Origin of the sequence: Komagataeibacter rhaeticus (assembly GCF_003207855.1) — a bacterium.
Taxonomy (GTDB): domain Bacteria; phylum Pseudomonadota; class Alphaproteobacteria; order Acetobacterales; family Acetobacteraceae; genus Komagataeibacter; species Komagataeibacter rhaeticus.
Genome location: NZ_NKTZ01000003.1, coordinates 15,875 through 39,887 on the forward strand (window position 1 = coordinate 15,875; position 24,013 = coordinate 39,887).

Below are 24,013 nucleotides of genomic sequence, written 5' to 3' on the forward strand. Positions count from 1 at the left end.
CTATGGGGGGTTTCCGGGAGGCCCCCCCGGCGCGTCATTTTCCAGATCATCCATGCTGCCGCTGATAAGGAGCAGCTTCGCAATCGCACGTCGCCCTTCCACGGCATTGGTGCGATGGAATGATTGCAGCCAGTTTTCCTTCCCGTCCCCCGTGACCTTGACGATGGCGCGGTAAAGCCTGCCTGCATGCGACAGCAGCATGACGTGCCGCGCCCGGCTGGCTGCAACCACGGCCGGATTGGCCAGAACCTGCGGCACCATGCGGTAGTCGTCATCCGTCAGGTCGGGATGGCGCTCAAGCTGTTTTTCCATTGTCTGTCCGGACATATGAACGGTCCGGCTGCCACCCCCAAGCGCGTTCTGGACATGCGCCGGGATTTCGCCTGCCTCTACGGTGCCAACCGGCCTATGCCGCAACCGGACAATGGCGTCCTGTTGCGCCTGCTCGCGCTTCGGAACATCGGGCACGGGTTCGGGTGCAACGGGTGCGGGCAATGGCGCAACGCCCGGCGGTTCGGGCACCATGGCGGCCGCAGCGGGGCGTGCCGGGACAGGCCGCGCCGGTCCCGCATCCTGCGCAGGCGGCAGCATGGGACGCAGCTTCGGCGTGGGTTCGGTCACCACCCGCGCGCCTTCGTTCATCAGCCACGCCTTGCCGGGGTTGTAGGCAAAACCTGGGTCGATGCCGATGGGAACATGCACGATCTCGCCCGTATGCGGATTGCGCCATGGCCGTGTCTCGATCACGGGACTGCTGGATACCTGCCACCCGTTGCGGTCCAGCATGCGCTGGGAAACCACTTCCACCGTGCAGTGGCAGCGCCAGCCGTTGGGCGGGTAATGGGTGTTCCAGAACGGATCATCGGCGCGCAGGATCATGCCATCCCACGCCAGATGCTGCGGGCGCGGATGCTGGCACGTGTGGTGCCGGTATCGCCAGTATGGATACAGCGCCAGTGATTCGGGCGTGGTCATACGCCGATAGCGCCCGGCGGAATAGGCGGTGGTGATGTTGGTGTCGTAGATGATGGACGCGCGCCAGCCCGGCGTGCCGGTATGCTCCCACCCGTACCGCTTCACGATGGCGTCGAATTCCTTCTGGAACTCGCGCCGTGTGCCGCCCGCTTCCATCGTGCGGATCACCGCATCCTGAAAATCCTTCGCGATAGCCTTTGACGTAGCGCCTGCCACGGCGAACGACACGTCATGGGCCTCATGCCACAGATCGGTCCATGTCGCGGCGGACACGGGCACTTTCTGGCGCAGGAAGGCCAGCGCATCACGGGGCGGCAGCTTCGCGGCACTGACGGCCGTGTCAGCCATTGCGCGCCATTTCGTCCAGAACCATGGCTTCGCCCGCCAGTTCCGACACCATCAGCGCCACCTGCATGGCCTGCTGGAACTGGTCATGGGGCAGGTCCATCTTCCCCAGCGTGGATTTCAGGGAAACAAGCGACGGAGCCTTTTCAATTTCCGCCCGGACGGCGTCTGTCATCTGGTCAAGACCCGCTTCCGCGTCGCGCGCGAGACGCTGCCTCATCAGATTGATGATATGCGCGCCGTCCGCACGGGTATGCCTGCTCAGCAGCCTGCCCAGCCGGGTATGCAGGGTGATCTGCTGCTGGTCGTCCGCCTGTGGGCTGGCAATCGTGGGATTGGGGTCACGCGGGGGCATGTCCTGCGCCGGTCTGTCCTGGGCAGGCAGGACGTGCGCAGGCTGGATGGGCTGCGCCTGGGCTGGCAGGCCAAAGACGGCATCCCCCTCCTGCGGCGCTTCCATGCCCATGCGGTCATAAAATGGCTGCCTCGGGAACGGAAGCCCCTGCGGCCCGGCAAACTGCACCACCTTCATCAGCGTATCCAGTGGCACTTCATCGGGCCGTCCGATGCGCAGTCGGGGATAGGCTGCCTGCGGGCCAAACGTGAAGGCGACCATGCGGTCGACAAGCTGCTGGCCAATGGTGGTGGACAGCAGCCCTGCATCCGCGCGCTCGATGTCTTCCTGCACCTCGCGATGGATCGCGCCTGATGCGTGCGCACCCTGCTTGCTGTCCGTGGTGCCGGTCTGCCCCAGAACCGCCTTGCTGATTTCGCTGTTCAGGAACTCCGCGCGGATCATGTGCAGGTCATGACTGCCCGACATCTTCGGTTCCACCAGTTCGAAGTCCATGCCCTTGGGCATGAGTGCGGCCAGCGCGCCGCCGAAATCCGTCACGGCCTGGAACAGGACGTTGCGGTCTTCCTCGGATGCATCCGGCCCGTAACGCCCGATCCTGGCAGGCAGGCCATAATTCTGCACGAATACACCCCAGTCGCGCATGGTGAACATCTTCGCCAGGACAGCCCACGCCACGGCACGGGTCAGGCCCGCGCGCAGGGTCAGCCCCGACCAGGAGGGATGGCGGTGAATGACAAAGGCCGCCGGATCAAGGTCCGCAAAGCCTTCCTGCCCGATGCCACCGGGCGCTGCGGGAGCTGCCACGCTGTTCGGCTCATCGCGCAGCATGATCTTTTCACCGTCCTGGTAGGACACCTCAAAGAACCGCTGCGGACGAAAGACCAGGTCTTCGGGGTAGTAGTTGCCCGCTTCGGCATGCCAGATGATTTCATGGACGGACCAGCCCTTGCCGACCGCGTCCATCATGTCGAACAGCGCCTTTTCCAGCACGCCACGGTCCAGCCAGTCACTGACGAATTCGGCATGCTTTTTATGTGCCGGGTCATTACTGGCGGGGGAGACGGTAATGGGAAGCTGGGATACGGTGCGCTTGCGGGTGTTCAGCACCCCAAGGTAGTGCAGGTCACGCCGTTCCAGTTCTTCCGCGCACTCCATCCACGCGAGGCTGTCGCCCATATCGGCGGCGTTCAGCAGCGCCCCCAGCGTGGCAGGCGTAAGTCCCCCGATTGGCGTGGTGGTGATGGCGGGACGCTGCCCCAGCAGCGTTGGTCCCGCAACTGCCCGCGTCAGGGCCTGCGCCTTTACCGGGCGGCCATACTGGTCAAGTAGCTGCGCCATGCTGGCAGTCCCCATAGATCACGGCAGCACGGCAGGCGGCGATCACGTCGCCCACCGTCTCCCAGTCGTTTTCGCCCTGCACGAAGCCACCCGTGGCGCGTTCCGCCGCAACCACGATTTCCATGCGGTCCAGCATGTCCAGCCCAAGACCGTCCAGCCTTGTATCGGGCCGGATGCACCGGCGCGGAACCATGGCGACAGCCGCCACGATGCGGCGCGCTTTTCGTGATGTCCGGCTCATTGTCCGGTCTTCAGGCTACCCGAATGAGACAGGCAGGCCCGGTCCTCGTCGCGCATGCGCAGCCAGTCACGGGCCACATCATGCGTGAGCGGCATGTCGGCATGCGCCTTCAGTTCTGCTTCAAGAGCCTTCTCATCCGTCGCTGAGTAGGCTTTCAGAGGAATGCAGACCGAACGCATCGCAGGATGCGCACAACCCGCCAGGGCCAGAGCAACCATGGCAGAAACCGCAAGGGCCAGTATCGCTCCGCCAAGGCGCTGGCCACGGGGCGGGCGAGGGCCTTGAGGGCATGCCAGGGCATTGGGCAACAGGTCCGACAGTCTGGGATAATGACGCTCGTGATCGGTCATGCCGTCCCCGCATCCAGCCGGGCATCGAGCGCGCTGTCCGTGGTGGGGGCATCCACCCCGGCCTGCGCCATGGCGACCTCGACCGTGGTGGTATCCTGCGCGACCGCCGTGGCCGTCGCCTCATCCTTCGCCTTCTGCGCCTTTTTGGCGTCACTGCGGATCAGCAGGAAGCCGATGAAGGCAATGATGACAATCACGCCTGCCGCAATCCATGGGGCATAGGTCATAGCTGGACACTTCCTCTCAATCCTAAATTCGCCATGCGGATGCCCATGCGTTCAGCCGCGATCTCATCCTCAACCGGCCAGCGATCCGGGCTGGACGCGCCCGCGCCGGAAGACAGGGGCGAACGCACGGGCTGGTAGCCGTATGCCTCGGGGTCCGCACGGCTGGCGGCGTAGGCCAGCGCACCGGCCACAGCAGCGTCGCCATGGCGCTTGCTGCCATCCTTGCTGGTCGCGCGCTGGTCGGGCACGCGGATCACGCCGCGCACCATCTTCAGGGCGCGGATGTCATCATGGATTTCCCGGTCGGCCGGAACCGTGATCCGGGCATCCTCGAACGCCGCCCTGAAGGCGGGCATGTTGTCGCGATACCAGCCCTCGGACATCTTCACGGCCTCGACCCGGCTGCCGTATCGCTGCACGGTCACTTCACCCAGCCACTGTCCGTTTCCGGTCGCATCCATCTTGCCCGCGCGCAGGCGCGGCAGGCGGTCGATGATGAACCACAGGACCTGTTTCTGCTGTTCGAACGGCACGTTGCGCAGTTCCACGATGAAGGGCGTGCGCCGCAGCAGGGAGCGTTCCACCGCCATGGGCCAGATCACCGTCAGGTCACCGGAGCGGGCAAAATCCTCGCCAAAGACATGCGGCGTCTTCGGGTCCAGCGCATCCAGCAGGGGCAGCAGATCGGTTTCACAGAACCGCAGGGTCTCACTGGCGCGCACCGCTTCGGGGGCGAGGGCAAATTCCGCCTTGCATGACCAGCGGACCACGGGAATGTTGTCCACGGTCCGCGCCTCGATCAGTGCCAGCGGGATCGCGCTGCCCGTGCTGGGGGACGGAATGCAGAACAGTTCTTCTTCGGCGTCATCACCGTAATACTGGACAATCTCCTGCCGCCACGCCGCCTCTTTCTCCGCGCTCCATTCCTCCCCGGATTTCTGGCATATCTTGCGATACAGGCCATCGCGCAGGGCGTCATCGAACGTAATGCGCAGCAGGCGGTAAGGATTGCGGCCAGCACGGATGTCCTGGACCAGCGTGTTGAACGGGTTGGTATCGCCGTCATGCGTACTGATGATCAGCACCTTGCCGCCCCACATCAGCAGTGCCAGCGCGGCCTTCAGCAGTTCGTCCAGATCATCATGAAAGGCTGCTTCATCAATGATGACCAGCCCCTGCATGCCGCGCAGGGCGCGCGGCACGGATGGCAGGGCCAGTATCTTGCTGCCCGATCCCATGTCCATGCGGAAAACCTTGATGTCCTTTTCAGGGTTTCCCGGATCGCGGAAGAACGATTCATTGACCGAACCCACGACCACCTGAAGCATCGTCGCGTGTTCCGCGCAGTAATCAATGAACTCGCGGGCCATTTCCAGATTATAGCCCATGTAGAACACATCCATGCCGCCAGCGGCAGGGTCCATGCCCGCCACAAGGTCGGCAATGAACGACGCCGCCCATGACAGGCCGGTGCGGCGGGACTTCTCCACCACCACAACACGGTTGTTCATGACCGCTTCCATGGTGGCGGACTGGTATTGCAGAAAGATCGGGCTGGTGGCGGCGGTCATTTCTTTACTCCGAATGCACCGTCCAGCATCGCGGCCACGCTTTCGGCGGACAGGCCCTGGCGTTTGGCGTTGGCAGTGACGGTCTGTTCCACCTGCCTGCGCAGGCGCGCTTCAACCTGTTCGGCCAGCTTCTGTCTGTAATCGGCATCGGTCTTGGCACTGCGCGACAGGTGATCAAGCGCCTTGGAAAGCTGCTCGATGGCTTTCGGATCGGACTTCAGCTTTTCAATGGCAGCGTCACTGCCATCTTCCAGCGCCGTGAACAGGTCAAAAATGACCGTATGCATCAGTTCCAGATTGAGCTGGGCAGTGCGCGACGGTGGCGCGTCACCCTGTTCGCGCACCAATACCTCGGAAAGCATGCGCGAGCGCCGGAGCCGTTCCCCCAGTTCCCGATGTCCCTTCGCATATCGTCCCACTGTCGAACGGCTGATATGCGTGACATCCAGTTCACGCAGCTTGGCCACGATCTGGTCAAAGGTGCAGTGATTGTCCAGCAGCCTGTTAATGACCTCGCGGATTTCAGGCGGCAGCCGCTCTATGGATGAAGGACGCGCCATGGATCAGAACATCAGGTTCCGGGCCACGCCGTGCAGGCGCTGCACGCCGGATGCCACGCGCGCACCGATATCGGTCATGTTCACGACCCACAGGTCGCCATGCATGCGGGGCAGTTTCTCGATGGAAACGCAGCCCTGATGCTGAAGGAATGTCAGGTCGGCGCGCAGGGTGTCGATATCGGTAAACCGGCCACTGGCGGCAATCATGCGCACCAGAACTTCTTCGTTCAGGCGGCGGTCCTGCATTTCCTCCAGGGATTTCAGGATGCGCAGGCGGCGGTCTTCGATCAGGGCACTTTCGGCACTCATGATTGTTTCCCGTTGGCGGACTCAAAGGTTCCGCGAATGATGGTGTAAAGAAGCTCGGTATTGTATTTTCCGTCCTTGCTGATGTCGGTCAGCCGGGCGGAAATCGTGCTCATGGTCGCCTTGAGCGTGCCGACATCCTGCGTCAGCGCCTCGTGGCGGATAACCAGATTGCGGTGCCGCGATACGACCACGACGAAGCCAAGGGCGATGATGGCCCCGGCCAGCACCAGGACAATCAGCAGCGTGGGCGTCACGCCTGGCGCGGCCGGGGTCATCATCTGCATGGATCAGGCCGTCGCGGCAGGGGTTGCTGCCGTGGTGGTGGCCTGCGCCGTCGTATCCTGCGGCACCAGAATGCCGGACAGGTCAGCTACGGCCGCCTTCACATGCGTGGTCACGACGTCGAGGTCGGGCACCGTAACGCCAAGACCGCGCAGCAGCGTGACAGTGCCGGAAATGGCTTCCTGCGCCACCTCGTTACTGTCTTCCCACTTGGTGAAAGCTGCCTGAAGCTTGTCGATACCGCCATCCACCTTGGTCACGGCAGCCTTTACGGCGGTCTGTGCGGCGGTGTTGTAGGCGGAAATCTTGTTACCGGCAGCAGCACTGCCGATATTGCCGAGGACCGCAAAGATATCCGGCAGGATCGCACTCCATTTGATGGACATGGATTTTCCCGAAATTGGCGCTGCGTCCTCGCCGGAATAAAAACGGCCATGCGCGCCCGCATGACCGTATGAGGTCAGGCGACGGCGGGTTTTGCGGCTTTCTGCGCCAGCGTGTTCGCCAGCCCTTCACGACTTATGGTGCGGTCAATCCAGCCTTCACCACAGGACGGAAACAGGCGGCAGTTCCGGTAATAGGCAGCCTGCATGTCCGCCAGCAACCCGATCAGGCGCGATCCCGTCGGGGCCGCCACAGCGTCCAGCACGGCGGAAATCGTGGCAGGCCCGATATCGCCATCAAGGGCAGCGCCCTTCATGCCGACAGCAGCCTGCAACTGGCGCGCCGCAATGCGGATGCCTGCGTTGAACCCGAAATCGAACACCATGGCGTCAATACCTGCGGGCAGCAGGTCACAGTTCAGCGGACGCCAGTAAAAGGCGCGGGCAATGGCACGGAATGTCGGCACGTCAATGGACTGCATGGTTTTTGCCGTAACGGCAGCGGGACTTCCGCCCGTCCAGCGCACCATGGTGGGCGCTGAAATGCCGCGCATGGTGCCGACAAGAAACCCATGCCCCTGCGCGCCGCCGGTCCAGTTACCGCCGTCGCTCCTGCAACATTGGTACAGACCCTCTTCGCCAAGGGTAAAATCTGTGATTGTGAGGAAGTTGGTCTGCATGTCGGCAGGTTACGCGCGACATGCGTGGGCTTTCAGGGGGGTGTTGTTCCCCTGTCAGGCTGGTCAGAACAGGTTCAACTGACCCGGATCGGTGCGCCAGCTTTCCCGGCGCGTGCGCGGAAGCCAGGGGCCGTTTTCCAGAACCTTCTTGACCCAGCGTCTGGTGGCCCCGGCGCGCACGGCGATCTGGTCAATGGTCAGGTTCATCTGGCGATACATCTGGATGCGCCAGTGGCGACAGATGGGCACTTCTATCTGTTCGCCGCCATAATGGTTTGACAGGCTGCGGGCAATGTCCTCGCCGTAAGTATTACACAGATCGGAACCCGCCCATTTACGCGGCACCCATATCCGGCTGCCGCCCGCGCTTTCGATAAAGCAGAGTGCCGCATCTTCACCGACATCGGCAACAAGCCAGTCAATCTGTGCAGGCGGCTGAATGTTCATGTCACTTCTTTACCATCATATCTTGCCAGCAAGGCGACAATATCCAGCATGATCGCGCGTTCACCTGCCGCCACCATCTGGTCCTGAATGCGCGCCGCATCCTCGCCGCTGGTGGCATGCCGTCCGGCAATTACGGACTGGCGGACAAGGGAGCGGATTTTGCCACGCAGGGCGTTCAGATCATCATCAGTAATCATTAAGCGAAATCGTCCCTTTTATAAACAGGCATCCAGTATTGTCTGTAAACGAAAAAACCGCCCCGGATAGGGGCGGTTTCTGTAATCGCTGCATGTGAGGTTATTAATAGGACCGCAAGCCGAATATGAGAACTATCGCAATGATGCTGACCAACGCCGCGCATAGCATCATCGTGAAATTGCGACTGTTGGCCGCGCATACTGTGAAAGCAACCGCAATGACCATTATCGCTGCGGCCAGCCATGGATAGATATTCGTCATTTCAAGCCCCTCTCAAGCCGCGTTTTCCACCGTTTCAGACCCTCAATTACCTTCCGTCCCTGCACGCCATCAAGGAATTCGGGCGCGGTGATGCCACCGGGATGGTCCGGCGTCATGGTCTGCCGCTGGACGTAGGCACGCAGGGCTGCACGCGAGCCCCCGCTGGCCAGCATCGGGGCCATGTCCCGCCACACGGCGTAGATCATGCGCACATGCGGCTTGTCGCTGCTGGACAGGCTGCCTTTCTTCGGCTTCCAGCCCAGCGTGCGGAAATGGGCCAGCACCTTTTCCAGCGCAGGCGTCGTGGCCTCTTTCGCGCTGGAATGGCCGGTCATGCGGTGCAGGATGTCGCGGTAGGCTTCATCCGGCAGCGCCAGTTCCTTGCGGGCGATGTGCAGCTTGGCATAGATCGCGCCGCGCTTCGGGTCAGTTCCGGGCATTTACTTGCTCCCCGTGTGGGACAGAGCCTCGCGCCGCGCCAGTTCGCGGGCGGTCTGGGCATGGATAAGGCGCATCTGGCAGGCGTACAGGTCACGCTTCTCCCGCATGCAGGTGATGTAGATGGGATCGTCAAACATGGGGTCGCGCATCGTGCAGAAATGCAGCACGCCCCAGGTCAGGAACAGCAGGGCTGCAAACATCCCGATTATGGGCATGGCCGGGTTCATCCTGCCCTCAGAGCGACGAGAAATTCAGGTTGATCTGTTCCCACCGCGCGTTCCCATCCTTGCGGACATGAAAGCGGATGTAACGGCGCGATCCGGCCCATTCCAGGGAATCAGCAATGGCGGCCTGCACGTCCGGCCATTTGGGATGGGACAGCTTGACGCGCCGGGTTTCCTGAAGGCGCTGGATATTGAGGCGGCCGGTTTTTTCGTCGCGCACGAAGGCATTGGCCAGCAGGGTGCGCACGTCATCGTTCGCACCTTCGCCCACATCGTCCAGCACCTCGTTCATCAGCGCCTGGGCGGCGACAATGGCTTCGTTCACCCGCAGGTAATCGGCGGTGCTCACTTCCACCTTCACGGTCTCGCCAAAGTTGGCGATCACCAGACCGCCGCGCTTGCCGCCCAGACGGGCGTTGTAGCGTTCCAGCGTGAGGTCAATGAACGCATCCACATCCGCGAAAAACTGCTCTTTGCGTGCCCGCAATTCGTCATGCAGGGCCTGTGCGGCTTCGACCAGCGCGGTCGCTGTCTGGTGGCGGAAAAGGATGTCATCGCGGATGCGCGACGTGGGAACGGCAAACCCGTTGGGGCTGGTCAGAACGTCCGGCAGGGGCGTGGTTTCGGCGGCGGCGATGCGTGTGGTGGCGTTCATGAGCGGGTTCCCTTGTGATTGATGGTGATGGGCCAGCGGCGCAGGCTGGCGTTGCGGGTCAGGATGGTGGCGGCGAAGGTCTGGACGGCGGTGTAGGCCACATGGTCGCGTTCACGGCCGGTAACACCAGGCACGCGCCAGGCGCGGCCCTTGCGGGTCCGTTCGGCCAGTTCCTCGATCTGGAAGGACAGGTGCCCGCGCGATCCGGTGGCGATGGGCAGGCAGGCATCGGGGAAGTGGAGGCCATCGGCAATGCCGATGACCCCATCCCTGCTGCAATATGCAGTGCAGGTCATGTCAGTGACGCTTTCCTGCTGCGGGCACATTGCTGGCCATGCGGTAGATCGCTGCGGCGATCAGCAGTGTATGGGCTGCCGAGCGGCGCGCGGATCGGTCGGCCCGCCAGTAATCCCCCGCTTCCATACGGCCGATTGCGTCCTCCAGATCGTCCTGCATGGCGGCAAGCAGGTCATTCAGGTCTTTCGGCCCGGCGGCCATGATTTCCGATGCAGTATCGGTGACCGATTTCAGGACTTCCCCGAAGTCGTTCGGCTGCATTCTGACCTGTTCCTTCATGCCCCGATCTCCCGGCATTCGCCCTCGACCACGATGCTGCCCAGGTGCGGCAGGTGCCCGGCAAGGGCGGCGGTGCCGATGGCCCCATCAATCTCGATGCACTGGCGCATGAGCCAGTCGCCCAGGTCGTGCAGTTCGGCTGCGGTCAGGGTGCGGTCGTCTTTAATTTCGCGCATGCGGATTGCGGTCTCGCGCATGCTGCGGGTGTTGTGGCGCAGCTGCGCCAGCGGGGTGGTATGCGGCATTTACTGGCCCTCCAGGCCGGACAGGATCAGGCGCGCGGTCATGCGCGGCGGCAGGGAACGGAAGAATGTGACGATGACGTTCTGGCGCTCGTGGCTGGGGTGGGCAGCAGGAACATCCAGCCCCTGGGCAATCAGGGCCGCGCACAGGGGTGGCGTGACGCGGCGCATATCGCGCAGATAAAGGATGAGGTCTTCCAGCAGCGGGTCGAAAGCGTCCGCATCGTTGAAGCGGGTGTATTTCGTGATCCGGCGCAGGGTTTCCATCACGATGGCTGGGCCGACACGCGGGGGGCGTGCCGGGATGATGTGGAGGCTGGCGCTCATGCCGTTTCCCCCACGTCCAGGGCTGCGCCGGTTGCCGCATCCAGCAGCGTGCACAGCACAATGGGCGTGCCAACGGCGCGGATCATCGCGTTTGCGCCCTCGGGAACCTGATTGCCGCCCCAGTCAATGTCGTATGCGAGTGCGTCAAAAAAATCCGTGGTCTGCTCGGGCGTCAGACGCGCGGGGACAAGGTAGTGGGTAGGAAACGCGGGCATTATGCAGCCTCCCCTTCACGCAGGGCCGCACGCGCAATCGCACGGAAATTGCGGGCGTCATAAATTGACGGTGGGGCAGTGCTGATGTGCAGCAGCGCATCGGTCAGGCGGGTGATGGTCCGGTGCAGGGCCGCGTTCTTGTGGTCCATATCCCGGAGTGCCGCCATGTCACCGGCGCGGGCGATATCCATATCGCTGCGACGGACCACATCGGTATATTCATCGTCCGGGACGACAGACGGATTAAAGGCGATGCATTCCAGTTCGTTGGCACCGCTGATGACCCGGATTTTCGCGGCTGTTTCCACGCGCACACCCCGGAATACAGGATGCCCCAATGCTTCGATGATATGCATGAGCATGCCAGTCGGGTTTTCATCGCGCGCCACGAACATCATGCTGTAGCCATTGGCCATGCAGGCGTTCTTGATCTGCTGCGCGGTGATAGAGGCCGGAATCACGTATCCGGCCACGGTTTTACTGTTGTCTGACATAATCAGCCTCCCACGCGCCTGAACTTCGGCAGTTCGCCGGTCATGTGTTCCGCCCAGGCGCGTTTCATGTCGTCTGTGGTGATGTTGTCGTTCCCGGCGATGCGGGCCATGCGCATGGCGTTGCGCAGCACCTTGCTCATGGAGCGCAGGCCGCCGGGTTTCTGTGCGATGCCCTTGGCCGCGACCTTCACGTCATCATCCTGAATGTTCCATTCCGCGATGATCGCGCACATGTCGCGTTCCAGCGGGCGCTGGATGTAGCGGCGCAGGCCGATGCGGCTGAATAGCTGCGCATGTTCCTTGCTGCGGCCCAGCCCGTCGATCTTGTCGTTCAGCGGGGCATTGCCCGCGATCACGACACCGATTTCCGCCAGATCGTGCAGGGACCGGATTTCTTCCAGCGCCTGAATGCTCAAATGATGGGCTTCATCCACGATCAGCAGGCCGCCGGTATCCGTCAGGCGCTCGATGATGGCTTCGTCCAGGCCGTTCCCGCGTTCACGCAGCCCCAGTTCCTTGGCAATGCGCGTCAGGATCGCGGTGGGGGAACGCATGGCCGGCCGGGCCGTGACCATCCACACATTGTTGTTCCGGCGCTGGTAGGCGTTCAGGGCCACGGTCTTGCCCACGCCAGCATCCCCCGCGATCATGGCCATGTCCGGCCCGAACCGCGCGCCATCCAGCATGGCGAAGATGCGCGATGCCGTTGCGGTCATGATGAACCCCGGAATGATGGGGGTCAGTTCGCGTTCCTGCCGCTTTGCATCCAGAGATTTCAGCCATTTCTCCACGGCTTCATCAATGCGGTCGTTATTGCCTGCGTAGCTGTTGTTCAGCCACGCGCTGTAGGTCGTATAGGCAACGCCCATGGCGTCCGATGCCTGCCGGTTGGACAGGCCCTGCTGTTCCTGTGCCAGGCGCGCGCGGTTGCGCAGGCTGCCTGCATCAGGCATGGCTGGGGCGTTCGTGGTTTCTTTAACCATCGTTCCGTTTTCTTTTCTGTTGTATTAGGCGGTTAGTTCTTGTGGACGGTCAGTATTCGTCCGGGTCAACAAGGCGCAGGCCGGGCCGTTCGGATCGTTCCATTTCCATGGCCCGCACCAGATAGTCGTCTTCTTCATCCGGCTGGATGGCGATGGCAGCATTGCCGGATATGGCGGCAGCAGGGCGAAACGGCCGCACCACCTTGGCCTCCATGGGCGTTTCTTCCGCCGCATCGGGATCGGGGGCGTAAATGTCCTGCAATTCCGCGATGGACATGCGGTTCTGCGCCTTTTCCATGTCCTTCTGCGCCTTGATCCACGCCTTACGCGCCCGGTTGTGGGACTGGGCAGCGCCCTTGTCGGCAAAGCCTGCCGCTGCAAGACACGGTGCTTCACACACGAAGGTACCGTCCAGGCGGTAAACGAACACCGATCCCTGCAACGCCTGCGGGTCAAACCGCACCACAAGCTGCTGCCCGCGCAACGCGGTCAGTTCTTCAGCCCAGAAGCGGTTGCCTTCCAGCTTGAATTCACCCGTGGTCCGGTCCGCGCGGATGGCTTCCGCCGCCAGCAGCCACAGCCGACGCTGTTCCGGCGTGGCCTTGGTGATGGGGGCGGTGGCATAAGACGCTTCGAAAGCCTGTTTGAAGCTAAGTTTTCCACCGCACACTTTGCTGCGCCGCCCTATGCGCTCGTTGTGCTCCTGAATGCCTTCCGCCACTACCTTGATGAACAACTCCAGGGGCACGGACTGGCTGCCGTAGTTCTCTGGCTTGTTCATCGGGTTATTCCCGGCATACGCCCCCTCGAACAGCGGATGCTTGGCCAGCCCCTGCGCCAGATCGCGCCAGGCGCGCTCAATCGGCTTTGACTGCCCGCTATAGGGATTAACAAACCGCACATCCACGCCAAGCTGGGGCATGATTCCCTGTGGTTCATCATCCTTCAACTTGAAGCGGTAGCGGTTTTCAACACCGCCGGTCAGCCACTTGCTGGCGAAGGCGCGCCCGTTATCCAGATAGCATTTCTGCGGGATGCCATAGCGTTCCACCATGTCACCAAACGCCAGACGGACCATCTCCTTATTTTCGGAAATATCCAGACGCCATGACAGGATCATGCCGGTAAACAGATCCTGAAAGGCCACTAAAACGGGTCTTATAGGCTTCTGAATGCCCGGATAATCGACGAACACGTCAAAGACATGACCATCGACATTCACCGCCTCCATAGCATGGAAGATGGACCGGTCACGCTCCTGCGCAGGGAACATGCGGCGCAGGGCGTCGTTACCCTCCCGGCACAGGGTCAGCAGCGCCGGTCCCAGCGCGTCCATACGCCGCTTGAGCGTCTTTGCTGATGGCAACTTCCATCCCTCCTTTTTGGCTTGTCCCTGCAAGCGTCGGTAGCAGTCATTGAAGGTCGGGCCAGACAGGCGCAGGTAATCGGCTTTCAGGATTTCCCACGCCTCACGCGGACATTCCGCGCGCGACTTGGCCGTGGCGTAATGCGGTGCCAGGGCGGCCAGCCAGTCGCACCGGTTCAGCCCGCGCACGTCCCGATACCAGTTATATATCGTGGTCGTGCCCACGCCGCGCAGCGCTGCAATCTGTATGATCGCGTAATTCTTGCGCACGCCATGCTGGATCAGTGTCTCCACCGCATCCAGTATCTGGTATGCCCGGCGGGCTTCCGCCTTCCTGTTCTCCGGCATGGCGTCGAAACGCCACCACAGGTCTTCACGTTCGCGCCGGGTGCGGTCTTCATCCGGCTTCTGCACCGCCGGATTGGCGGCCTGCATCCGCATGACCAGGGCAGCCTGTGCCGGGAGCGGCAGGGAATACATGGTGAATTCATATCCACCACCCCGGCCGCTGCGTTCTCGCCACGTCTGCCCCTTAAGTTCAGGGTTTAGCCATCCTTCCGCATTGCATCTTTCGCGCATGTTTCGTTCGGTAGCAGGAAGAGTGGGAAGTGCCATTGCCGCCAGTTCGGTTAGCGAAAACCAGTGCTGCTGTGCAGTAACCGCCATCACCAGCTCCCCCCACGCATGGCCTGCCGCCGCAGGGCATTTTCCCGCCGCGTAAGCTCCTTTTTGTGTTCAGAAACTGCCGCCAGTTCGATGGCAGGCAGGTAGCGCCGTTCAATCACGGCCCAGCCGAACGGCTCCGCCATAAATTCCAGCAACCGCCGGTCCTGCGTGGCGGAAATCAACGCATCAAACCGGGGCACGCTGATCTGGTGGCCCTCACGCTGCACGCTGGCATAGGCATTCAGCATGTTGATGCTGACGGGCTTTTCCAGCATCGCGGACATTTCCGCCGCAATCTGCTCCCGCGACCGTCCACATGTTTCCAGCGACACGGAAATGGCGCGTGACAGGCGTGATGTGAACTGGTTGGCGCGGATCAGGCGCGGGTCGAACCGCACCACCGGATTGGGCGGAACCCAGTCCAGCAAGGAAAGCTGTTCGGGTGCATTCCGGGTCATGCTGCTGCCCTTTCTTCTGGCTGATAACCGGGAAGGTGCGGCGCGAAGAACTCAATGATCTGCTTGCGCTCCGCGGGGGATGCCTTGCGCCAGATGCCTGCAACCTTCTCAATCACGCCCGGCGGTGTAGGCTTGGGGCGACCAGCAAGCTGCCGCACGATCTCGGACACCTTCCGCACGCCGGGCCACTGGATCACGAAACCCGCGATCTGGCGCTGCATGTCCGGCTCCTGCTTGGCCAGTTCATCAAGCTGTGACCCGCTATCTGCCAACCATGTGCCCACGATCTTCTGGCGCACGTCCGGCATGATGTTCTTGTAGCGGGCAACAGACCGCGCAATGGTCTGCTTGGAAATACCAAGCCGTTCGGCAGTGGATTCCGCAAAGGATGCGATCAAGTTCTCAAGGTTGAGAACTTGATCCGTCTTGCGGTCGCCGCCGTGTTTTGTTTCCGGATGAAGCGCCTCATAAACCTCCTTGCGCTTGGCCAGAAAGGTGGAGCGGTCCAGCGGTGACAGTTCACGCCGGAACAGGTTCTCGTCGATTTCAAGAAGCTGCGCTTCCAGTTCGTTGGCCTTGAGGACAACGGCGGGAATATCCGCCCATTCCAGCTTCTTTGCCGCTGCCAGACGGTGCCCCCCGGCGATCAGCTTGTAACGCTTGCCGGACTTCCTGACCTCGATAGGCTGGCGCAAGCCATATTCTGCCATAGACGCAGCGATGAAGTCTGCCGCCTCCAGGTCTATTTCCCGCAGCCGCTCATCCGCGTCGATATCGGCAATGGCAATCTGTTCGATGTTCATGCCGCCACTCCGTTTTGACGGTGCGCATCATGCGGCAGGGCGGTAGGTGTCCTGATAACGGTCATGGAAACAGGAGACCCGTCATGATGATAGCGACCCGGCCAGATATTCTGCGGCTCACGCCCCAGCACCCTGGCAATCTCGCGCTCAATCGGAACCGAATATCCCACAGTTCCGATGGTCTTGCTCACGGCACGGCTATCGCGGCCAATCATGGTGGAAAACTTCGCAAGCGAGCCGTATCGCTTCCGAAGTTCCGCCTTGATGTCCTCGGCGTGCATTCCTCTAGGCTTCTGTGCCATATATATAGCTCCTGAGATTCGGGGCGGTGCCAGCCGCCCTTTTCTTCAACCCCGCTTCAGCGACTTTACGCCGCTGTTGTTCGTCGCGAGGTGTGCCGTGATATTACCGTTTCCGAGTTTGCCTTCAAGCTCCAAAAAGGCACATCCGAGTTGTTTTGTGTGGAAAACCTGTGCGTAAGCACCGGAAGCGATTGAAATGACTACAAAAAACAGATCCGATGCGATTGATGACCGCAACATCCGAGTTTCGAATGTAAACTCGGATGTGGCTTCCTCTGATCCGGTGGTTGAAAGACTGCGTGAGGCGATCAGAAACGCAGGAGGCAATAAGCGGGTATCAGCTCTCTCAGGAGTGCCGCTTGGATCTCTCACAAACTATCTTGGTGGTCGCCAGATGCCTTTCGGTGCTGCCTTAAAGATTGCTCGCGCTTGCACCGTATCGCTGGAATGGATGGCTGGTCGTGAGGATGCGCCAAAGCAGGAAGCTCACGTTCTGTCTACGCCGATGCAGAACGACGACGATCTAACCTACATTGACTATTACAATATCGCCGCGTCAGCAGGCTTCGGTCTGTGCGCTGATGAGGCAGAAAAGCCCGAGAAAGTCGCCATCTCTAAGCGCTTCCTGCGGCAAGACCTTGGTCTGGAACCAAATCGCGCCCTTATGCTGGAAACCCGTGGTGACAGCATGGAACCAGCCCTGCGGGCCGGAGACCGTCTCGTCGTCGATACCCGCCAGCAGCACATCCTTGATGGCGTTCACGTCCTGGTCGTAAACGGCGGCCTTCTGGTCAAACGCGTGTCAACTGAACCAGACGGCAAGGTCCGCATTGCCTCGGATAACCCGCTTTATCCGCCATTTTTCACGGATATATCCCGCGTGCGATGGGGAAAACCCGATGGCGATAACACAATCACCGTAATCGGTCGCGTCGCCTTCAGACTACAGGCAATGTCATAAGTAAATACATAGTTTATATGGGCCGGAAATGACAGAACACAGTATTTTTCCTGATGCATATGAAATGCTATCTGAATTTGAAACTTCTATGTCTGATTATAGATGTCAGTTTCATTGCCCTGAAAAATACAAATCCATTCTTATGGAAATTTTCTGGCATGATTTTTCAGAACGATTCTATCCAGAGAAATGGCTACTTAGTTTTAGAGATGAATTGCAGAAAGATTTTCATTGGCCGTGGTTGGAAGAGTGCAGAAAATATTTCCGAAAAGAAGGTGCAATTCCTGATTTGTGGGAAAGGAATAAAATATCATTAGATGGAGAAGTACCTGTTCATGTCCAATTATCGGCATTGAGTCGAACAATAACCGCCGTCTATTACGCTAGAAAGAAATATAGAAACCTTGTAAGCATTTTGACAGGTTTAGAATGGCAGGATGTATTGATTCCCTCTGGTCCCGCAGCATCTACAGTTGATGCAAAAATAGCCGAGGAAAGAAATCCAACACTTAGGTATGACCTGCTGAATAAAGGATATCTATCTGCGCCGCCTTACTATCCTTATGATCACTGCCACATACGACTGAAGAAAATTAAGAAAACTCCTTCATAACGATCTGAAGGTGGTTTCATGGCTTATCTTCTTGGCTCTTTAAGAGGCCGCTAAGATTGTTCAGAGCGTGCTGCCGTCTGAACATGCCACGGTTCCAGAGGGTGTGTCCCATATCCTGGAAACGCCATTTGCTTCCAGACATTTCCAAATGGCGATTTCGTCTTGTGGATAACTCCCCACCAGACTAGCCTGCGCTTAGAGCAACCGGCATTTCTCGATCCCACGGCATCCCCGCAAATCCCACGAAATCCCGGTCATCCTCTACTTCCATCCTCACTGTCCCCTTTCATCGGGTCATCGCCCACGCCCTGGGGCGAGAACTCGATCAGCAGGCGCGGCCCCTGAATGCGGTAATAGGATGATCCGTTATGCCCCGGCGCATGGGTGGTGGGGCCGCTCCAGGCAAACCATGTGCTGTCCAGCCCGTCGCGGATTTCCTTCAGGCGCGGGGCGGCATAGGCATCGTTCACAATCCCGGCCCACTGCGTGATCACGCCCATCAGCATTTCCTTCTGGGCGGCGGTCAGGGCGGAACCCTTTATGCCTTCGGGGACCAGGGTCTCACCATCATGGCCCGGCCCCTGCACCAGATCCTTCACCCCGTAGGGCAGGATGGCCTGCCTGCGCTGGCTGGCATCCAGTGCATCCAGCAGGGCGAAGGCCGTATCGTTTTCCCCTGACAGGACACGCACCGTCCTGCCCCCCGTCCGGTACAGCGCGGGCTGCGCGCCGGTCAGGGTGGGCGTCATGGTGCCGTGCACGCCATCAATGACGATATTCAGCCCCAGATGGTGGCCGCCGAACTGGATCATCCACGGTTTTTCCGCATCGGGCTGGCCCAGTATGGCAATGGTATAGACCGCGCGGCCGGCGGCAAACGGCTCACCATCGTCAGCCAGAACCTGATCCGCGCCCATGATGTCCTGTACCTTCTGGTAGCCTGCCGGACTCAGCACCACTTCAAGCAGATGCAGCGCCGCCGCGCGCTGGGCCGCGGTCAGCTGGCCCATCCGCACCCCCGGCCGGGGCACGTCGCTTACGGGGAAGTTCGACCAGACCGCCGTGCCGTACTGTTCCCCTACAAAGCCACCGGGCGGCCCCATGCCGGGGCCACGCGCGGTGGGCGCGCTGGCCTGCGCGTCCGTGACCGGCTGTACGGGCTGGCCCGGCCCGGCCCGGCGGAAACGGGCCAGCGTGCCGGATTTTCGTGTAACAAATGGAAACTGCACCTGACTGCGGCCCGCGTCATCGAAGGTGGCCAGAAAGGCACGCGCCGCCGCCGTGACCGCGCGGGTCTGGCGGATTGCGGCCCCGTCCTCCACATTGGCCGCGGCCGGGGCCGCACGGGCCGTTACGGGGCCTGTCACGCCGGGCGCCATGGCCAGCAGCAGGCCGCCAGCCATAAAGGAAATCTTTCGCATCCAGTCCCCTGCTTCATTCCATCGGGCGGGTCCATCTCGCCCCGGCGGGACTGTGCATGGCCACGGGCGCCGGATCAAGGGCTTTCCCGATGCCGCTTTTTGCGCTCACAATGCCGCCTTCCTTTACAACAGGGGCCAGCCATCCGGCGCACAAGGCTCCCCAAGACCTGCCATGCCCGATCAGGAACCCGCCATGTCACAGTCCGCGCCCCTCTGTCGTCCATTCCGGCCTGCTTCCGCGCGCCGTCTTGCCCCTGTGGTGGCGGGCATGGCCGTGGCCGCGCCCCTTCTTGCCCTGACGGCCGTGGCACAGGCCCGCGCGCCGGACTGCGCCGCACTGGCCCGGCAGGCCCTGCCGGATACCACCTTCACCACCGTCGAGACCGTGGCCGCCGGTAGCTGGCAACCCCCGCAGGACCAGCTTTCCCGCATCATGTCCGCCCCCGGCATGAACCTGGCCGGGCATGCGCGGCAGGCCGCCAATCCTGCCTTCTGCCGCGTGGCAGCGACCCTGCGCCCGTCGCCTGATTCGCAGATCCGCACCGAGATCTGGCTACCCCTTTCGGGCTGGAACGGCAAACTGCTGGGGGTCGGCAATTTCGGCTGGGCCGGATCGCTCATGTATTACGGCATGGCGACAGGTATTGCCGAAGGCTATGCCGTGGCCAGCACCGATACCGGGCATGACAGTGCCACGCCCGAGGGACAGGGCGGCCGCTTCACGCTGGGCCACCCCGAGAAGATGATTGATTACGCCTACCGCGCCGACCACCTGATGACGGTGACGGCCAGGAAACTGGTCCGCGCGTTCTATGGTAAAAAACCCGCGCATGCCTACTGGATCGGCTGTTCGCTGGGTGGGCTGGAAGGGCTGATCGAGGCCAAGCGCTACCCTGAGGATTATGACGGCATTGTTGCGGGGGCACCGCCCAACCCGATCGTGAATTTCAATGCCGAGCAGCTCTGGGCGGGATGGATGAGCTACCACGACCCCGCGCTGCGCGTATCGCGCGACAAATTCCACCTGCTGAACGCGGCGGTGATGAATGCCTGCGCCTCCCCCGTGGGGAAAAAGCAGGGCTTCCTGGATGAGCCGGACAGGTGCGCCTTCACCCCCGAACAGCTTGAGTGCAAAGGCGGAGACACCACAAAATGCCTGACCGCCAACGAAGTGCGCGCCGCCCGCAACATCTATCAGGGCCCGGTTGACCCCCAGACGCACCAGGTCATCTTTCCCGGCCCGGCCAAGGGCAGCGAGGATGGATTTTCCGCCGATGGCAGGGCCTTCCCCGTAGCGCTCGACCTGTTCAGATACGCCGCCTTCCAGAACCCGGACTGGGACTGGACCACCCTGAACTGGGGTACCGACATACAGGAAGCCACGCGCAGGGTCGGCCCGCTCCTGCATGTGGATGACAACCTGACCCCCTTCCTGCGCCGTGGCGGCAGGCTGCTCCTGTATATCGGCTGGAATGACGGCCATAACCCCGAACAGCTGGCCAGCTACTATCAGGCCGTGCAGCGCAACGCAGGCCCCGTGGGCGCGGATGCGGTGCGGCTGATCACCATTCCCGGCATGGGCCACTGCCAGGGCGGCGCGGGCTGCGATACGTTCAGCAAGCTGGGCGTGATTGATGACTGGGTCAGCCATGGCCATGCGCCCGAACAGGTCCTTGCCGCGCGGGTGGAAAACGGGCAGGTCGTGCGCACCCGGCCGCTCTGCGCCTGGCCCAAGGTTGCCCGCCATGATGGCCATGGCAGCATGGATGACGCCGCAAGCTTTGCCTGTGTGGACCCCGCGGGTCAGTAAGTGTCCGGTTTAAACAATAACAGCTCGCCGGTGCCGCTTTTTTCAGGAAGGCGGCATCTCCTGAATATTTTTGGAAAAAGCTTCACCAATACCTTTCCCATGTTTTACAGATATTGCGTGGAACAGTTTTTTATGGCGAAACGGCAAAATGGAAGATGAACAGGAATTCGTTTATATTGTAAGTGAGAATCTGTTCATGTCATAACGGCTGGTTTTTTCATAATTTGTTATGTTGTTATAGATGATTCCTTCCATTTCGGAATCTATTATTCTATAATGCGTGTTGTTCAGGTTCGTCAGTATGGCCCGTGTAAAGGCATAGGGGCCTGTTGTCTGGAACACAGCCTGCCTTCCCACGCCATGTATGGATTCCTCATAGAGGGCAATGTTCGCCAGGACCTGGTTGATGACTTTTTCAAGCAGCCTGTTTCCGGGCCTGCTTATAATAAACCATTGCTGGAATTCGCCGTTTTTCGCATGGGATATTTCCGCTCCCCTGCCCCATCCGTGAAACCTGTCAGATTTTTTGGAATCCCAGCACGATAATAGGATTTCATCCCTGTCCCTTATTATATTCGAAAATGGTTTTTCGGTCCCGGACTTCATATCCAAGTAAATCCCGCCACATTTATAAATGCACAGATACCTGAATAGATCCGCGCGGGCCGCGCCATAGGCGGGATGGATTTTCATATAGAAATTCAGGATTTCCCAGCCGAAATGATTATATATGAAATCATGCCTGTCTTTTTCAGAATAGAAAATATAGTCGCAATCGGTATTGACCGCCCTTATTGCGTTACTGTTTTTCTTAAACTGTTCCCGGACAAAGGAACAGGAATCCGTCTGGTGTATGATCCGTGGAATTTCACCGGATGCGCGCAGGGACGGCACCTGAAAAGGACGATACCGGTCAAAAACACGAAACCGTTCCCATCCCAGTAAATGGGGCACATGCGTGACCGAACCGTCTGGCAGTGCCGACATGAACAGGGTGCCCTTTGTAAAGGCAATCCCCGTCTGGCCAGCCAGGGGCGTGATCGCATACCCGCAATGGACGATATCCGTTACGGACGCTATTCTTGCCTGATTTTCCTTGAAGTCGCATATGTTTGCCTGATAGATCCGACCATTATCAATGCACAGAAATGTAAAAAAGTGCGAAACTATCATAATATCCATCGTCAACTGACAATATTGACAATGTCTATATTAAACTGATTAAAAAAATTTGAACACGGCCCTGCGGGCAGGCCCGCGCCTGCCGTCAGTCCGCGGGCGTGGCCCGGCGCATCCTGCCCTTGCGCAGCATCAGTCCCACGATCATGAAAAAAGCCAGGCACATGAAGCTGCCGCTCACGCTCAGGCTGGCGCTGATGGCCCCCTTGTAGGCCGCGCTGACCTGCCCGTGCAGGGCGGGCGAAAGGGCATCAAGTGCCACCATGCCCTTTTGCAGGATGGTGGCGGCATCAATCCTGCCGGGCAGCGCGTCCAGCCGGTTCTGCAGCGTCAGCGCCATCACCCCGCCCGAAAGGGCAACACCAAGCGCACCGCCCAGCGAGCGGATGAACCCCATCATGGCGGTTGCAATGCCCAGCCGTGCGGCGGGCACGGCATTCTGGATGATGACCGTGGCATTGGGCATGCCAATCCCCATACCAACCCCCAGGCAGCCCAGGCCGAGCAGGAAGAAGGGCGGCGCCGCACCATGGCGGGCGCACAGCGCGATCAGGGCAAGGGAGAGGAATTCAATGCCCACGCCAGTCACCAGCAGCAGTTCGTAACGCTGCGTGCGCGACGAGACATAGCCCCCCAGCACGGAACTGACCATCATCGTACCCACCTGTGGCAGCATCATCAGTCCCGATGCGGCGGGGGTCAGGCCCAGTACGAGCTGGTAGTACAGCGGCAGGAAAACCATCGACCCCATCATCGCGAACGACATGATCCCCGTCGCCGCCACACACACGGAAAAATCGGCAATACGCAGCAGGTCAAGACTGACCAGCGGTTCCGGCGCGCGCCGCTCCTGCATGATGAACAGCGTAAAAAGCGCGATGCTTGCCCCCAGCAGCACGAATGTCAGCGGCGCGGTCCATGCCAGCGACGTGCCGACGGAATTGAACAGAAGCAGGAACCCCGCCGTGCCCCCGGCCAGCAGGGCTGCGCCCATGTAGTCGATGCGCGGCCGGTTTTCCGCCCGGCCCGCGGGCAGACCCAGCATGACCAGCGCAAAGGCCACAAGCCCGATGGGCAGGTTGACCAGAAACACCCACCGCCATGACAGGGCACTGGTCAGCACACCGCCCATGAACGGCCCGGCCACGCTGCTGACCCCGAACGCCCCCGTAAACAGCCCCTGGTAGCGACCGCGCTGCTGCGGGCTGACCATATCGCCAATAACGGTCTGGGACAGGGTCATGAGTCCCCCCGCCCCGACGCCCTGCAACCCGCGGAACACGATAAGCTGCCACATGTCCCGCGCCATGCCGCACAGCAGGGAGGACAGCAGGAAAGCCCCGATGCTGAACGCCAGCAGCGGACGCCTGCCGAACATGTCCGACAGTTTGCCATAAAGCGGTGTGGCGATGGTGGAGGTCAGCATGAACGCCGTCACCACCCACGACATACGCGCCAGCCCCCCCAGATCGCTTACGATGGTGGGCAGCGCGGTCGAGACGATGCTCTGGTCAAGCGCGCCCATGATCATGGTCAGAATCAGGCCGGTGAAAACAAGCGGGCGCATTGCGGGTGCTGGATGGGAATGGAGCGTGGAGGAAGGCTGCACGAAGTTGTCCTGTACCGTCAGAAACTGTTTCAAAAAACCGGGCTTTGAAACAGGCTGCAAATCATAAGGAAGTTTTTGGTGAATTTTCTTGAAAAGCTTCCATCATCTTTTATCGACGGGTCAGTGTGAAACCCTTACCCAAA

33 protein-coding genes are annotated in these 24,013 nt (G+C 60.8%); 3 read left to right on the forward strand and 30 right to left on the reverse strand.

Features of this window, described 5'->3' with window-relative positions:
* The 27 genes from CFR78_RS04300 to CFR78_RS04430 form a co-directional block, all read right to left on the reverse strand.
* A complete protein-coding gene (locus CFR78_RS04300; protein ID WP_034932071.1) occupies nucleotides 1-1,323 on the reverse strand; it encodes a phage head morphogenesis protein in 1,323 nt (440 codons plus the stop codon).
* Complete coding sequence (locus CFR78_RS04305; protein WP_034932072.1) at nucleotides 1,316-3,016, reverse strand: DUF935 domain-containing protein; 1,701 nt, start codon at nucleotides 3,014-3,016, stop codon at nucleotides 1,316-1,318. Before CFR78_RS04305 ends, CFR78_RS04300 begins: the two co-directional genes overlap by 8 nt.
* Complete coding sequence (locus CFR78_RS04310) at nucleotides 3,000-3,257, reverse strand: acyl carrier protein (RefSeq protein WP_034932073.1); 258 nt, start codon at nucleotides 3,255-3,257, stop codon at nucleotides 3,000-3,002. Before CFR78_RS04310 ends, CFR78_RS04305 begins: the two co-directional genes overlap by 17 nt.
* Nucleotides 3,254-3,607 (reverse strand): hypothetical protein, encoded by a 354-nt coding sequence (locus CFR78_RS15990; RefSeq protein ID WP_146221265.1) that lies wholly within the window; start codon nucleotides 3,605-3,607, stop codon nucleotides 3,254-3,256. The genes CFR78_RS04310 and CFR78_RS15990 overlap by 4 nt, the downstream gene beginning before the upstream one ends.
* Entirely contained in the window at nucleotides 3,604-3,834 is a 231-nt protein-coding gene (locus CFR78_RS04320; protein WP_034932075.1) for a hypothetical protein, read from the reverse strand. Before CFR78_RS04320 ends, CFR78_RS15990 begins: the two co-directional genes overlap by 4 nt.
* Nucleotides 3,831-5,405 carry a hypothetical protein gene (locus tag CFR78_RS04325; RefSeq protein WP_034932077.1) on the reverse strand — a complete coding sequence of 525 codons (1,575 nt, stop codon included), beginning with the start codon at nucleotides 5,403-5,405 and terminating at the stop codon, nucleotides 3,831-3,833. Before CFR78_RS04325 ends, CFR78_RS04320 begins: the two co-directional genes overlap by 4 nt.
* Nucleotides 5,402-5,965, reverse strand: a complete 564-nt coding sequence (locus CFR78_RS04330) for a DUF3486 family protein (RefSeq protein ID WP_034932079.1) — start codon at nucleotides 5,963-5,965, stop codon at nucleotides 5,402-5,404. The genes CFR78_RS04325 and CFR78_RS04330 overlap by 4 nt, the downstream gene beginning before the upstream one ends.
* A gap of 3 nt (nucleotides 5,966-5,968) precedes the next feature.
* Nucleotides 5,969-6,274, reverse strand: a complete 306-nt coding sequence (locus tag CFR78_RS04335) for a VpaChn25_0724 family phage protein (RefSeq protein WP_034932084.1) — start codon at nucleotides 6,272-6,274, stop codon at nucleotides 5,969-5,971.
* Nucleotides 6,271-6,552 carry a hypothetical protein gene (locus CFR78_RS04340; protein ID WP_146221266.1) on the reverse strand — a complete coding sequence of 94 codons (282 nt, stop codon included), beginning with the start codon at nucleotides 6,550-6,552 and terminating at the stop codon, nucleotides 6,271-6,273. Before CFR78_RS04340 ends, CFR78_RS04335 begins: the two co-directional genes overlap by 4 nt.
* A 9-nt stretch (nucleotides 6,553-6,561) precedes the next feature.
* The gene (locus tag CFR78_RS04345; RefSeq protein ID WP_034932088.1) at nucleotides 6,562-6,942 is read right to left on the reverse strand and encodes a hypothetical protein; all 381 of its coding nucleotides are present in this window, start codon (nucleotides 6,940-6,942) and stop codon (nucleotides 6,562-6,564) included.
* A 74-nt stretch (nucleotides 6,943-7,016) separates the two neighbouring features.
* Nucleotides 7,017-7,619: a glycosyl hydrolase 108 family protein gene (locus CFR78_RS04350; RefSeq protein ID WP_051672125.1), complete on the reverse strand. Its 603-nt coding sequence runs from the start codon at nucleotides 7,617-7,619 to the stop codon at nucleotides 7,017-7,019.
* Nucleotides 7,620-7,682: 63 nt separating this feature from the next.
* On the reverse strand, nucleotides 7,683-8,066 hold the full coding sequence (locus tag CFR78_RS04355) for a hypothetical protein (RefSeq protein WP_034932090.1): 384 nt from the start codon (nucleotides 8,064-8,066) through the stop codon (nucleotides 7,683-7,685).
* Nucleotides 8,063-8,263: a hypothetical protein gene (locus CFR78_RS04360; protein ID WP_034932092.1), complete on the reverse strand. Its 201-nt coding sequence runs from the start codon at nucleotides 8,261-8,263 to the stop codon at nucleotides 8,063-8,065. Before CFR78_RS04360 ends, CFR78_RS04355 begins: the two co-directional genes overlap by 4 nt.
* A 258-nt stretch (nucleotides 8,264-8,521) precedes the next feature.
* The gene (locus CFR78_RS04365; RefSeq protein WP_051672126.1) at nucleotides 8,522-8,965 is read right to left on the reverse strand and encodes a regulatory protein GemA; all 444 of its coding nucleotides are present in this window, start codon (nucleotides 8,963-8,965) and stop codon (nucleotides 8,522-8,524) included.
* On the reverse strand, nucleotides 8,966-9,181 hold the full coding sequence (locus CFR78_RS04370) for a hypothetical protein (protein WP_146221267.1): 216 nt from the start codon (nucleotides 9,179-9,181) through the stop codon (nucleotides 8,966-8,968).
* Nucleotides 9,182-9,200: 19 nt separating this feature from the next.
* The gene (locus CFR78_RS04375) at nucleotides 9,201-9,845 is read right to left on the reverse strand and encodes a DUF3164 family protein (RefSeq protein WP_034932096.1); all 645 of its coding nucleotides are present in this window, start codon (nucleotides 9,843-9,845) and stop codon (nucleotides 9,201-9,203) included.
* Nucleotides 9,842-10,141, reverse strand: a complete 300-nt coding sequence (locus tag CFR78_RS04380; RefSeq protein ID WP_034932098.1) for a hypothetical protein — start codon at nucleotides 10,139-10,141, stop codon at nucleotides 9,842-9,844. The genes CFR78_RS04375 and CFR78_RS04380 overlap by 4 nt, the downstream gene beginning before the upstream one ends.
* Nucleotide 10,142: 1 nt before the next feature.
* Complete coding sequence (locus CFR78_RS04385) at nucleotides 10,143-10,403, reverse strand: hypothetical protein (RefSeq protein WP_034932100.1); 261 nt, start codon at nucleotides 10,401-10,403, stop codon at nucleotides 10,143-10,145.
* A 14-nt stretch (nucleotides 10,404-10,417) separates the two neighbouring features.
* Nucleotides 10,418-10,666, reverse strand: a complete 249-nt coding sequence (locus CFR78_RS04390) for a hypothetical protein (protein WP_034932102.1) — start codon at nucleotides 10,664-10,666, stop codon at nucleotides 10,418-10,420.
* Nucleotides 10,667-10,990: a hypothetical protein gene (locus CFR78_RS04395; RefSeq protein ID WP_034932104.1), complete on the reverse strand. Its 324-nt coding sequence runs from the start codon at nucleotides 10,988-10,990 to the stop codon at nucleotides 10,667-10,669. It lies immediately after the preceding gene.
* On the reverse strand, nucleotides 10,987-11,205 hold the full coding sequence (locus CFR78_RS04400) for a hypothetical protein (RefSeq protein WP_034932106.1): 219 nt from the start codon (nucleotides 11,203-11,205) through the stop codon (nucleotides 10,987-10,989). The genes CFR78_RS04395 and CFR78_RS04400 overlap by 4 nt, the downstream gene beginning before the upstream one ends.
* Nucleotides 11,205-11,699: a hypothetical protein gene (locus tag CFR78_RS04405; RefSeq protein ID WP_034932108.1), complete on the reverse strand. Its 495-nt coding sequence runs from the start codon at nucleotides 11,697-11,699 to the stop codon at nucleotides 11,205-11,207. The genes CFR78_RS04400 and CFR78_RS04405 overlap by 1 nt, the downstream gene beginning before the upstream one ends.
* Nucleotides 11,700-11,701: 2 nt before the next feature.
* Nucleotides 11,702-12,652 carry an AAA family ATPase gene (locus CFR78_RS04410; protein ID WP_034932110.1) on the reverse strand — a complete coding sequence of 317 codons (951 nt, stop codon included), beginning with the start codon at nucleotides 12,650-12,652 and terminating at the stop codon, nucleotides 11,702-11,704.
* Nucleotides 12,653-12,731: 79 nt separating this feature from the next.
* Entirely contained in the window at nucleotides 12,732-14,714 is a 1,983-nt protein-coding gene (locus CFR78_RS04415; RefSeq protein WP_084149743.1) for a transposase domain-containing protein, read from the reverse strand.
* Nucleotides 14,714-15,172, reverse strand: a complete 459-nt coding sequence (locus CFR78_RS04420) for a hypothetical protein (RefSeq protein ID WP_034932112.1) — start codon at nucleotides 15,170-15,172, stop codon at nucleotides 14,714-14,716. Before CFR78_RS04420 ends, CFR78_RS04415 begins: the two co-directional genes overlap by 1 nt.
* Nucleotides 15,169-15,975, reverse strand: a complete 807-nt coding sequence (locus CFR78_RS04425) for a ParB N-terminal domain-containing protein (protein ID WP_051672128.1) — start codon at nucleotides 15,973-15,975, stop codon at nucleotides 15,169-15,171. Before CFR78_RS04425 ends, CFR78_RS04420 begins: the two co-directional genes overlap by 4 nt.
* On the reverse strand, nucleotides 15,972-16,277 hold the full coding sequence (locus tag CFR78_RS04430) for a helix-turn-helix domain-containing protein (protein ID WP_034932114.1): 306 nt from the start codon (nucleotides 16,275-16,277) through the stop codon (nucleotides 15,972-15,974). The genes CFR78_RS04425 and CFR78_RS04430 overlap by 4 nt, the downstream gene beginning before the upstream one ends.
* 196 nt (nucleotides 16,278-16,473) lie before the next feature.
* Between CFR78_RS04430 and CFR78_RS04435 the strand changes: the two genes are divergently transcribed.
* Nucleotides 16,474-17,238 (forward strand): S24 family peptidase, encoded by a 765-nt coding sequence (locus tag CFR78_RS04435; protein WP_084149745.1) that lies wholly within the window; start codon nucleotides 16,474-16,476, stop codon nucleotides 17,236-17,238.
* A 28-nt stretch (nucleotides 17,239-17,266) separates the two neighbouring features.
* Nucleotides 17,267-17,851: a hypothetical protein gene (locus CFR78_RS15995; RefSeq protein WP_146221268.1), complete on the forward strand. Its 585-nt coding sequence runs from the start codon at nucleotides 17,267-17,269 to the stop codon at nucleotides 17,849-17,851.
* Between the two features lie 254 nt (nucleotides 17,852-18,105).
* On the opposite strand, the gene CFR78_RS04440 is transcribed toward CFR78_RS15995, so the two are convergent.
* The gene (locus tag CFR78_RS04440) at nucleotides 18,106-19,272 is read right to left on the reverse strand and encodes a DUF3500 domain-containing protein (protein ID WP_110581000.1); all 1,167 of its coding nucleotides are present in this window, start codon (nucleotides 19,270-19,272) and stop codon (nucleotides 18,106-18,108) included.
* 172 nt (nucleotides 19,273-19,444) lie between these two features.
* Between CFR78_RS04440 and CFR78_RS04445 the strand changes: the two genes are divergently transcribed.
* On the forward strand, nucleotides 19,445-21,082 hold the full coding sequence (locus CFR78_RS04445; RefSeq protein WP_110581001.1) for a tannase/feruloyl esterase family alpha/beta hydrolase: 1,638 nt from the start codon (nucleotides 19,445-19,447) through the stop codon (nucleotides 21,080-21,082).
* A gap of 171 nt (nucleotides 21,083-21,253) precedes the next feature.
* Here CFR78_RS04445 and CFR78_RS04450 read toward each other — a convergent pair whose 3' ends face one another.
* Nucleotides 21,254-22,264: a glycosyltransferase family 32 protein gene (locus tag CFR78_RS04450; RefSeq protein WP_258365925.1), complete on the reverse strand. Its 1,011-nt coding sequence runs from the start codon at nucleotides 22,262-22,264 to the stop codon at nucleotides 21,254-21,256.
* A gap of 85 nt (nucleotides 22,265-22,349) precedes the next feature.
* Nucleotides 22,350-23,828, reverse strand: coding sequence for an MDR family MFS transporter (locus CFR78_RS04455; protein WP_181417496.1), 1,479 nt, complete (start codon nucleotides 23,826-23,828; stop codon nucleotides 22,350-22,352).
* Nucleotides 23,829-24,013 lie beyond the last annotated feature (185 nt).

Excerpts from the sequence above, each read along its gene's own strand:
- CFR78_RS04325 (WP_034932077.1), bottom strand. The coding sequence starts at position 5,405 with ATGACCGCCGCCACCAGCCCGATCTTTCTGCAATACCAGTCCGCCACC.
- CFR78_RS04440 (WP_110581000.1), bottom strand. The coding sequence starts at position 19,272 with ATGCGAAAGATTTCCTTTATGGCTGGCGGCCTGCTGCTGGCCATGGCG.
- CFR78_RS04330 (WP_034932079.1), bottom strand. The coding sequence starts at position 5,965 with ATGGCGCGTCCTTCATCCATAGAGCGGCTGCCGCCTGAAATCCGCGAG.
- CFR78_RS04320 (WP_034932075.1), bottom strand. The coding sequence starts at position 3,834 with ATGACCTATGCCCCATGGATTGCGGCAGGCGTGATTGTCATCATTGCC.
- CFR78_RS04365 (WP_051672126.1), bottom strand. The coding sequence starts at position 8,965 with ATGCCCGGAACTGACCCGAAGCGCGGCGCGATCTATGCCAAGCTGCAC.
- CFR78_RS04445 (WP_110581001.1), top strand. The coding sequence starts at position 19,445 with ATGCCCGATCAGGAACCCGCCATGTCACAGTCCGCGCCCCTCTGTCGT.
- CFR78_RS04410 (WP_034932110.1), bottom strand. The coding sequence starts at position 12,652 with ATGCCTGATGCAGGCAGCCTGCGCAACCGCGCGCGCCTGGCACAGGAA.
- CFR78_RS04385 (WP_034932100.1), bottom strand. The coding sequence starts at position 10,403 with ATGCAGCCGAACGACTTCGGGGAAGTCCTGAAATCGGTCACCGATACT.
- CFR78_RS04435 (WP_084149745.1), top strand. The coding sequence starts at position 16,474 with ATGACTACAAAAAACAGATCCGATGCGATTGATGACCGCAACATCCGA.
- CFR78_RS04340 (WP_146221266.1), bottom strand. The coding sequence starts at position 6,552 with ATGATGACCCCGGCCGCGCCAGGCGTGACGCCCACGCTGCTGATTGTC.
- CFR78_RS04415 (WP_084149743.1), bottom strand. The coding sequence starts at position 14,714 with ATGGCGGTTACTGCACAGCAGCACTGGTTTTCGCTAACCGAACTGGCG.
- CFR78_RS04425 (WP_051672128.1), bottom strand. The coding sequence starts at position 15,975 with ATGAACATCGAACAGATTGCCATTGCCGATATCGACGCGGATGAGCGG.
- CFR78_RS04405 (WP_034932108.1), bottom strand. The coding sequence starts at position 11,699 with ATGTCAGACAACAGTAAAACCGTGGCCGGATACGTGATTCCGGCCTCT.
- CFR78_RS04430 (WP_034932114.1), bottom strand. The coding sequence starts at position 16,277 with ATGGCACAGAAGCCTAGAGGAATGCACGCCGAGGACATCAAGGCGGAA.
- CFR78_RS15990 (WP_146221265.1), bottom strand. The coding sequence starts at position 3,607 with ATGACCGATCACGAGCGTCATTATCCCAGACTGTCGGACCTGTTGCCC.
- CFR78_RS04335 (WP_034932084.1), bottom strand. The coding sequence starts at position 6,274 with ATGAGTGCCGAAAGTGCCCTGATCGAAGACCGCCGCCTGCGCATCCTG.
- CFR78_RS04390 (WP_034932102.1), bottom strand. The coding sequence starts at position 10,666 with ATGCCGCATACCACCCCGCTGGCGCAGCTGCGCCACAACACCCGCAGC.
- CFR78_RS04395 (WP_034932104.1), bottom strand. The coding sequence starts at position 10,990 with ATGAGCGCCAGCCTCCACATCATCCCGGCACGCCCCCCGCGTGTCGGC.
- CFR78_RS04400 (WP_034932106.1), bottom strand. The coding sequence starts at position 11,205 with ATGCCCGCGTTTCCTACCCACTACCTTGTCCCCGCGCGTCTGACGCCC.
- CFR78_RS04305 (WP_034932072.1), bottom strand. The coding sequence starts at position 3,016 with ATGGCGCAGCTACTTGACCAGTATGGCCGCCCGGTAAAGGCGCAGGCC.
- CFR78_RS04375 (WP_034932096.1), bottom strand. The coding sequence starts at position 9,845 with ATGAACGCCACCACACGCATCGCCGCCGCCGAAACCACGCCCCTGCCG.
- CFR78_RS04450 (WP_258365925.1), bottom strand. The coding sequence starts at position 22,264 with ATGGATATTATGATAGTTTCGCACTTTTTTACATTTCTGTGCATTGAT.
- CFR78_RS04300 (WP_034932071.1), bottom strand. The coding sequence starts at position 1,323 with ATGGCTGACACGGCCGTCAGTGCCGCGAAGCTGCCGCCCCGTGATGCG.
- CFR78_RS04455 (WP_181417496.1), bottom strand. The coding sequence starts at position 23,828 with ATGCGCCCGCTTGTTTTCACCGGCCTGATTCTGACCATGATCATGGGC.
- CFR78_RS04310 (WP_034932073.1), bottom strand. The coding sequence starts at position 3,257 with ATGAGCCGGACATCACGAAAAGCGCGCCGCATCGTGGCGGCTGTCGCC.
- CFR78_RS04350 (WP_051672125.1), bottom strand. The coding sequence starts at position 7,619 with ATGCAGACCAACTTCCTCACAATCACAGATTTTACCCTTGGCGAAGAG.
- CFR78_RS04355 (WP_034932090.1), bottom strand. The coding sequence starts at position 8,066 with ATGAACATTCAGCCGCCTGCACAGATTGACTGGCTTGTTGCCGATGTC.
- CFR78_RS04360 (WP_034932092.1), bottom strand. The coding sequence starts at position 8,263 with ATGATTACTGATGATGATCTGAACGCCCTGCGTGGCAAAATCCGCTCC.
- CFR78_RS15995 (WP_146221268.1), top strand. The coding sequence starts at position 17,267 with ATGACAGAACACAGTATTTTTCCTGATGCATATGAAATGCTATCTGAA.
- CFR78_RS04380 (WP_034932098.1), bottom strand. The coding sequence starts at position 10,141 with ATGACCTGCACTGCATATTGCAGCAGGGATGGGGTCATCGGCATTGCC.
- CFR78_RS04345 (WP_034932088.1), bottom strand. The coding sequence starts at position 6,942 with ATGTCCATCAAATGGAGTGCGATCCTGCCGGATATCTTTGCGGTCCTC.
- CFR78_RS04420 (WP_034932112.1), bottom strand. The coding sequence starts at position 15,172 with ATGACCCGGAATGCACCCGAACAGCTTTCCTTGCTGGACTGGGTTCCG.
- CFR78_RS04370 (WP_146221267.1), bottom strand. The coding sequence starts at position 9,181 with ATGCCCATAATCGGGATGTTTGCAGCCCTGCTGTTCCTGACCTGGGGC.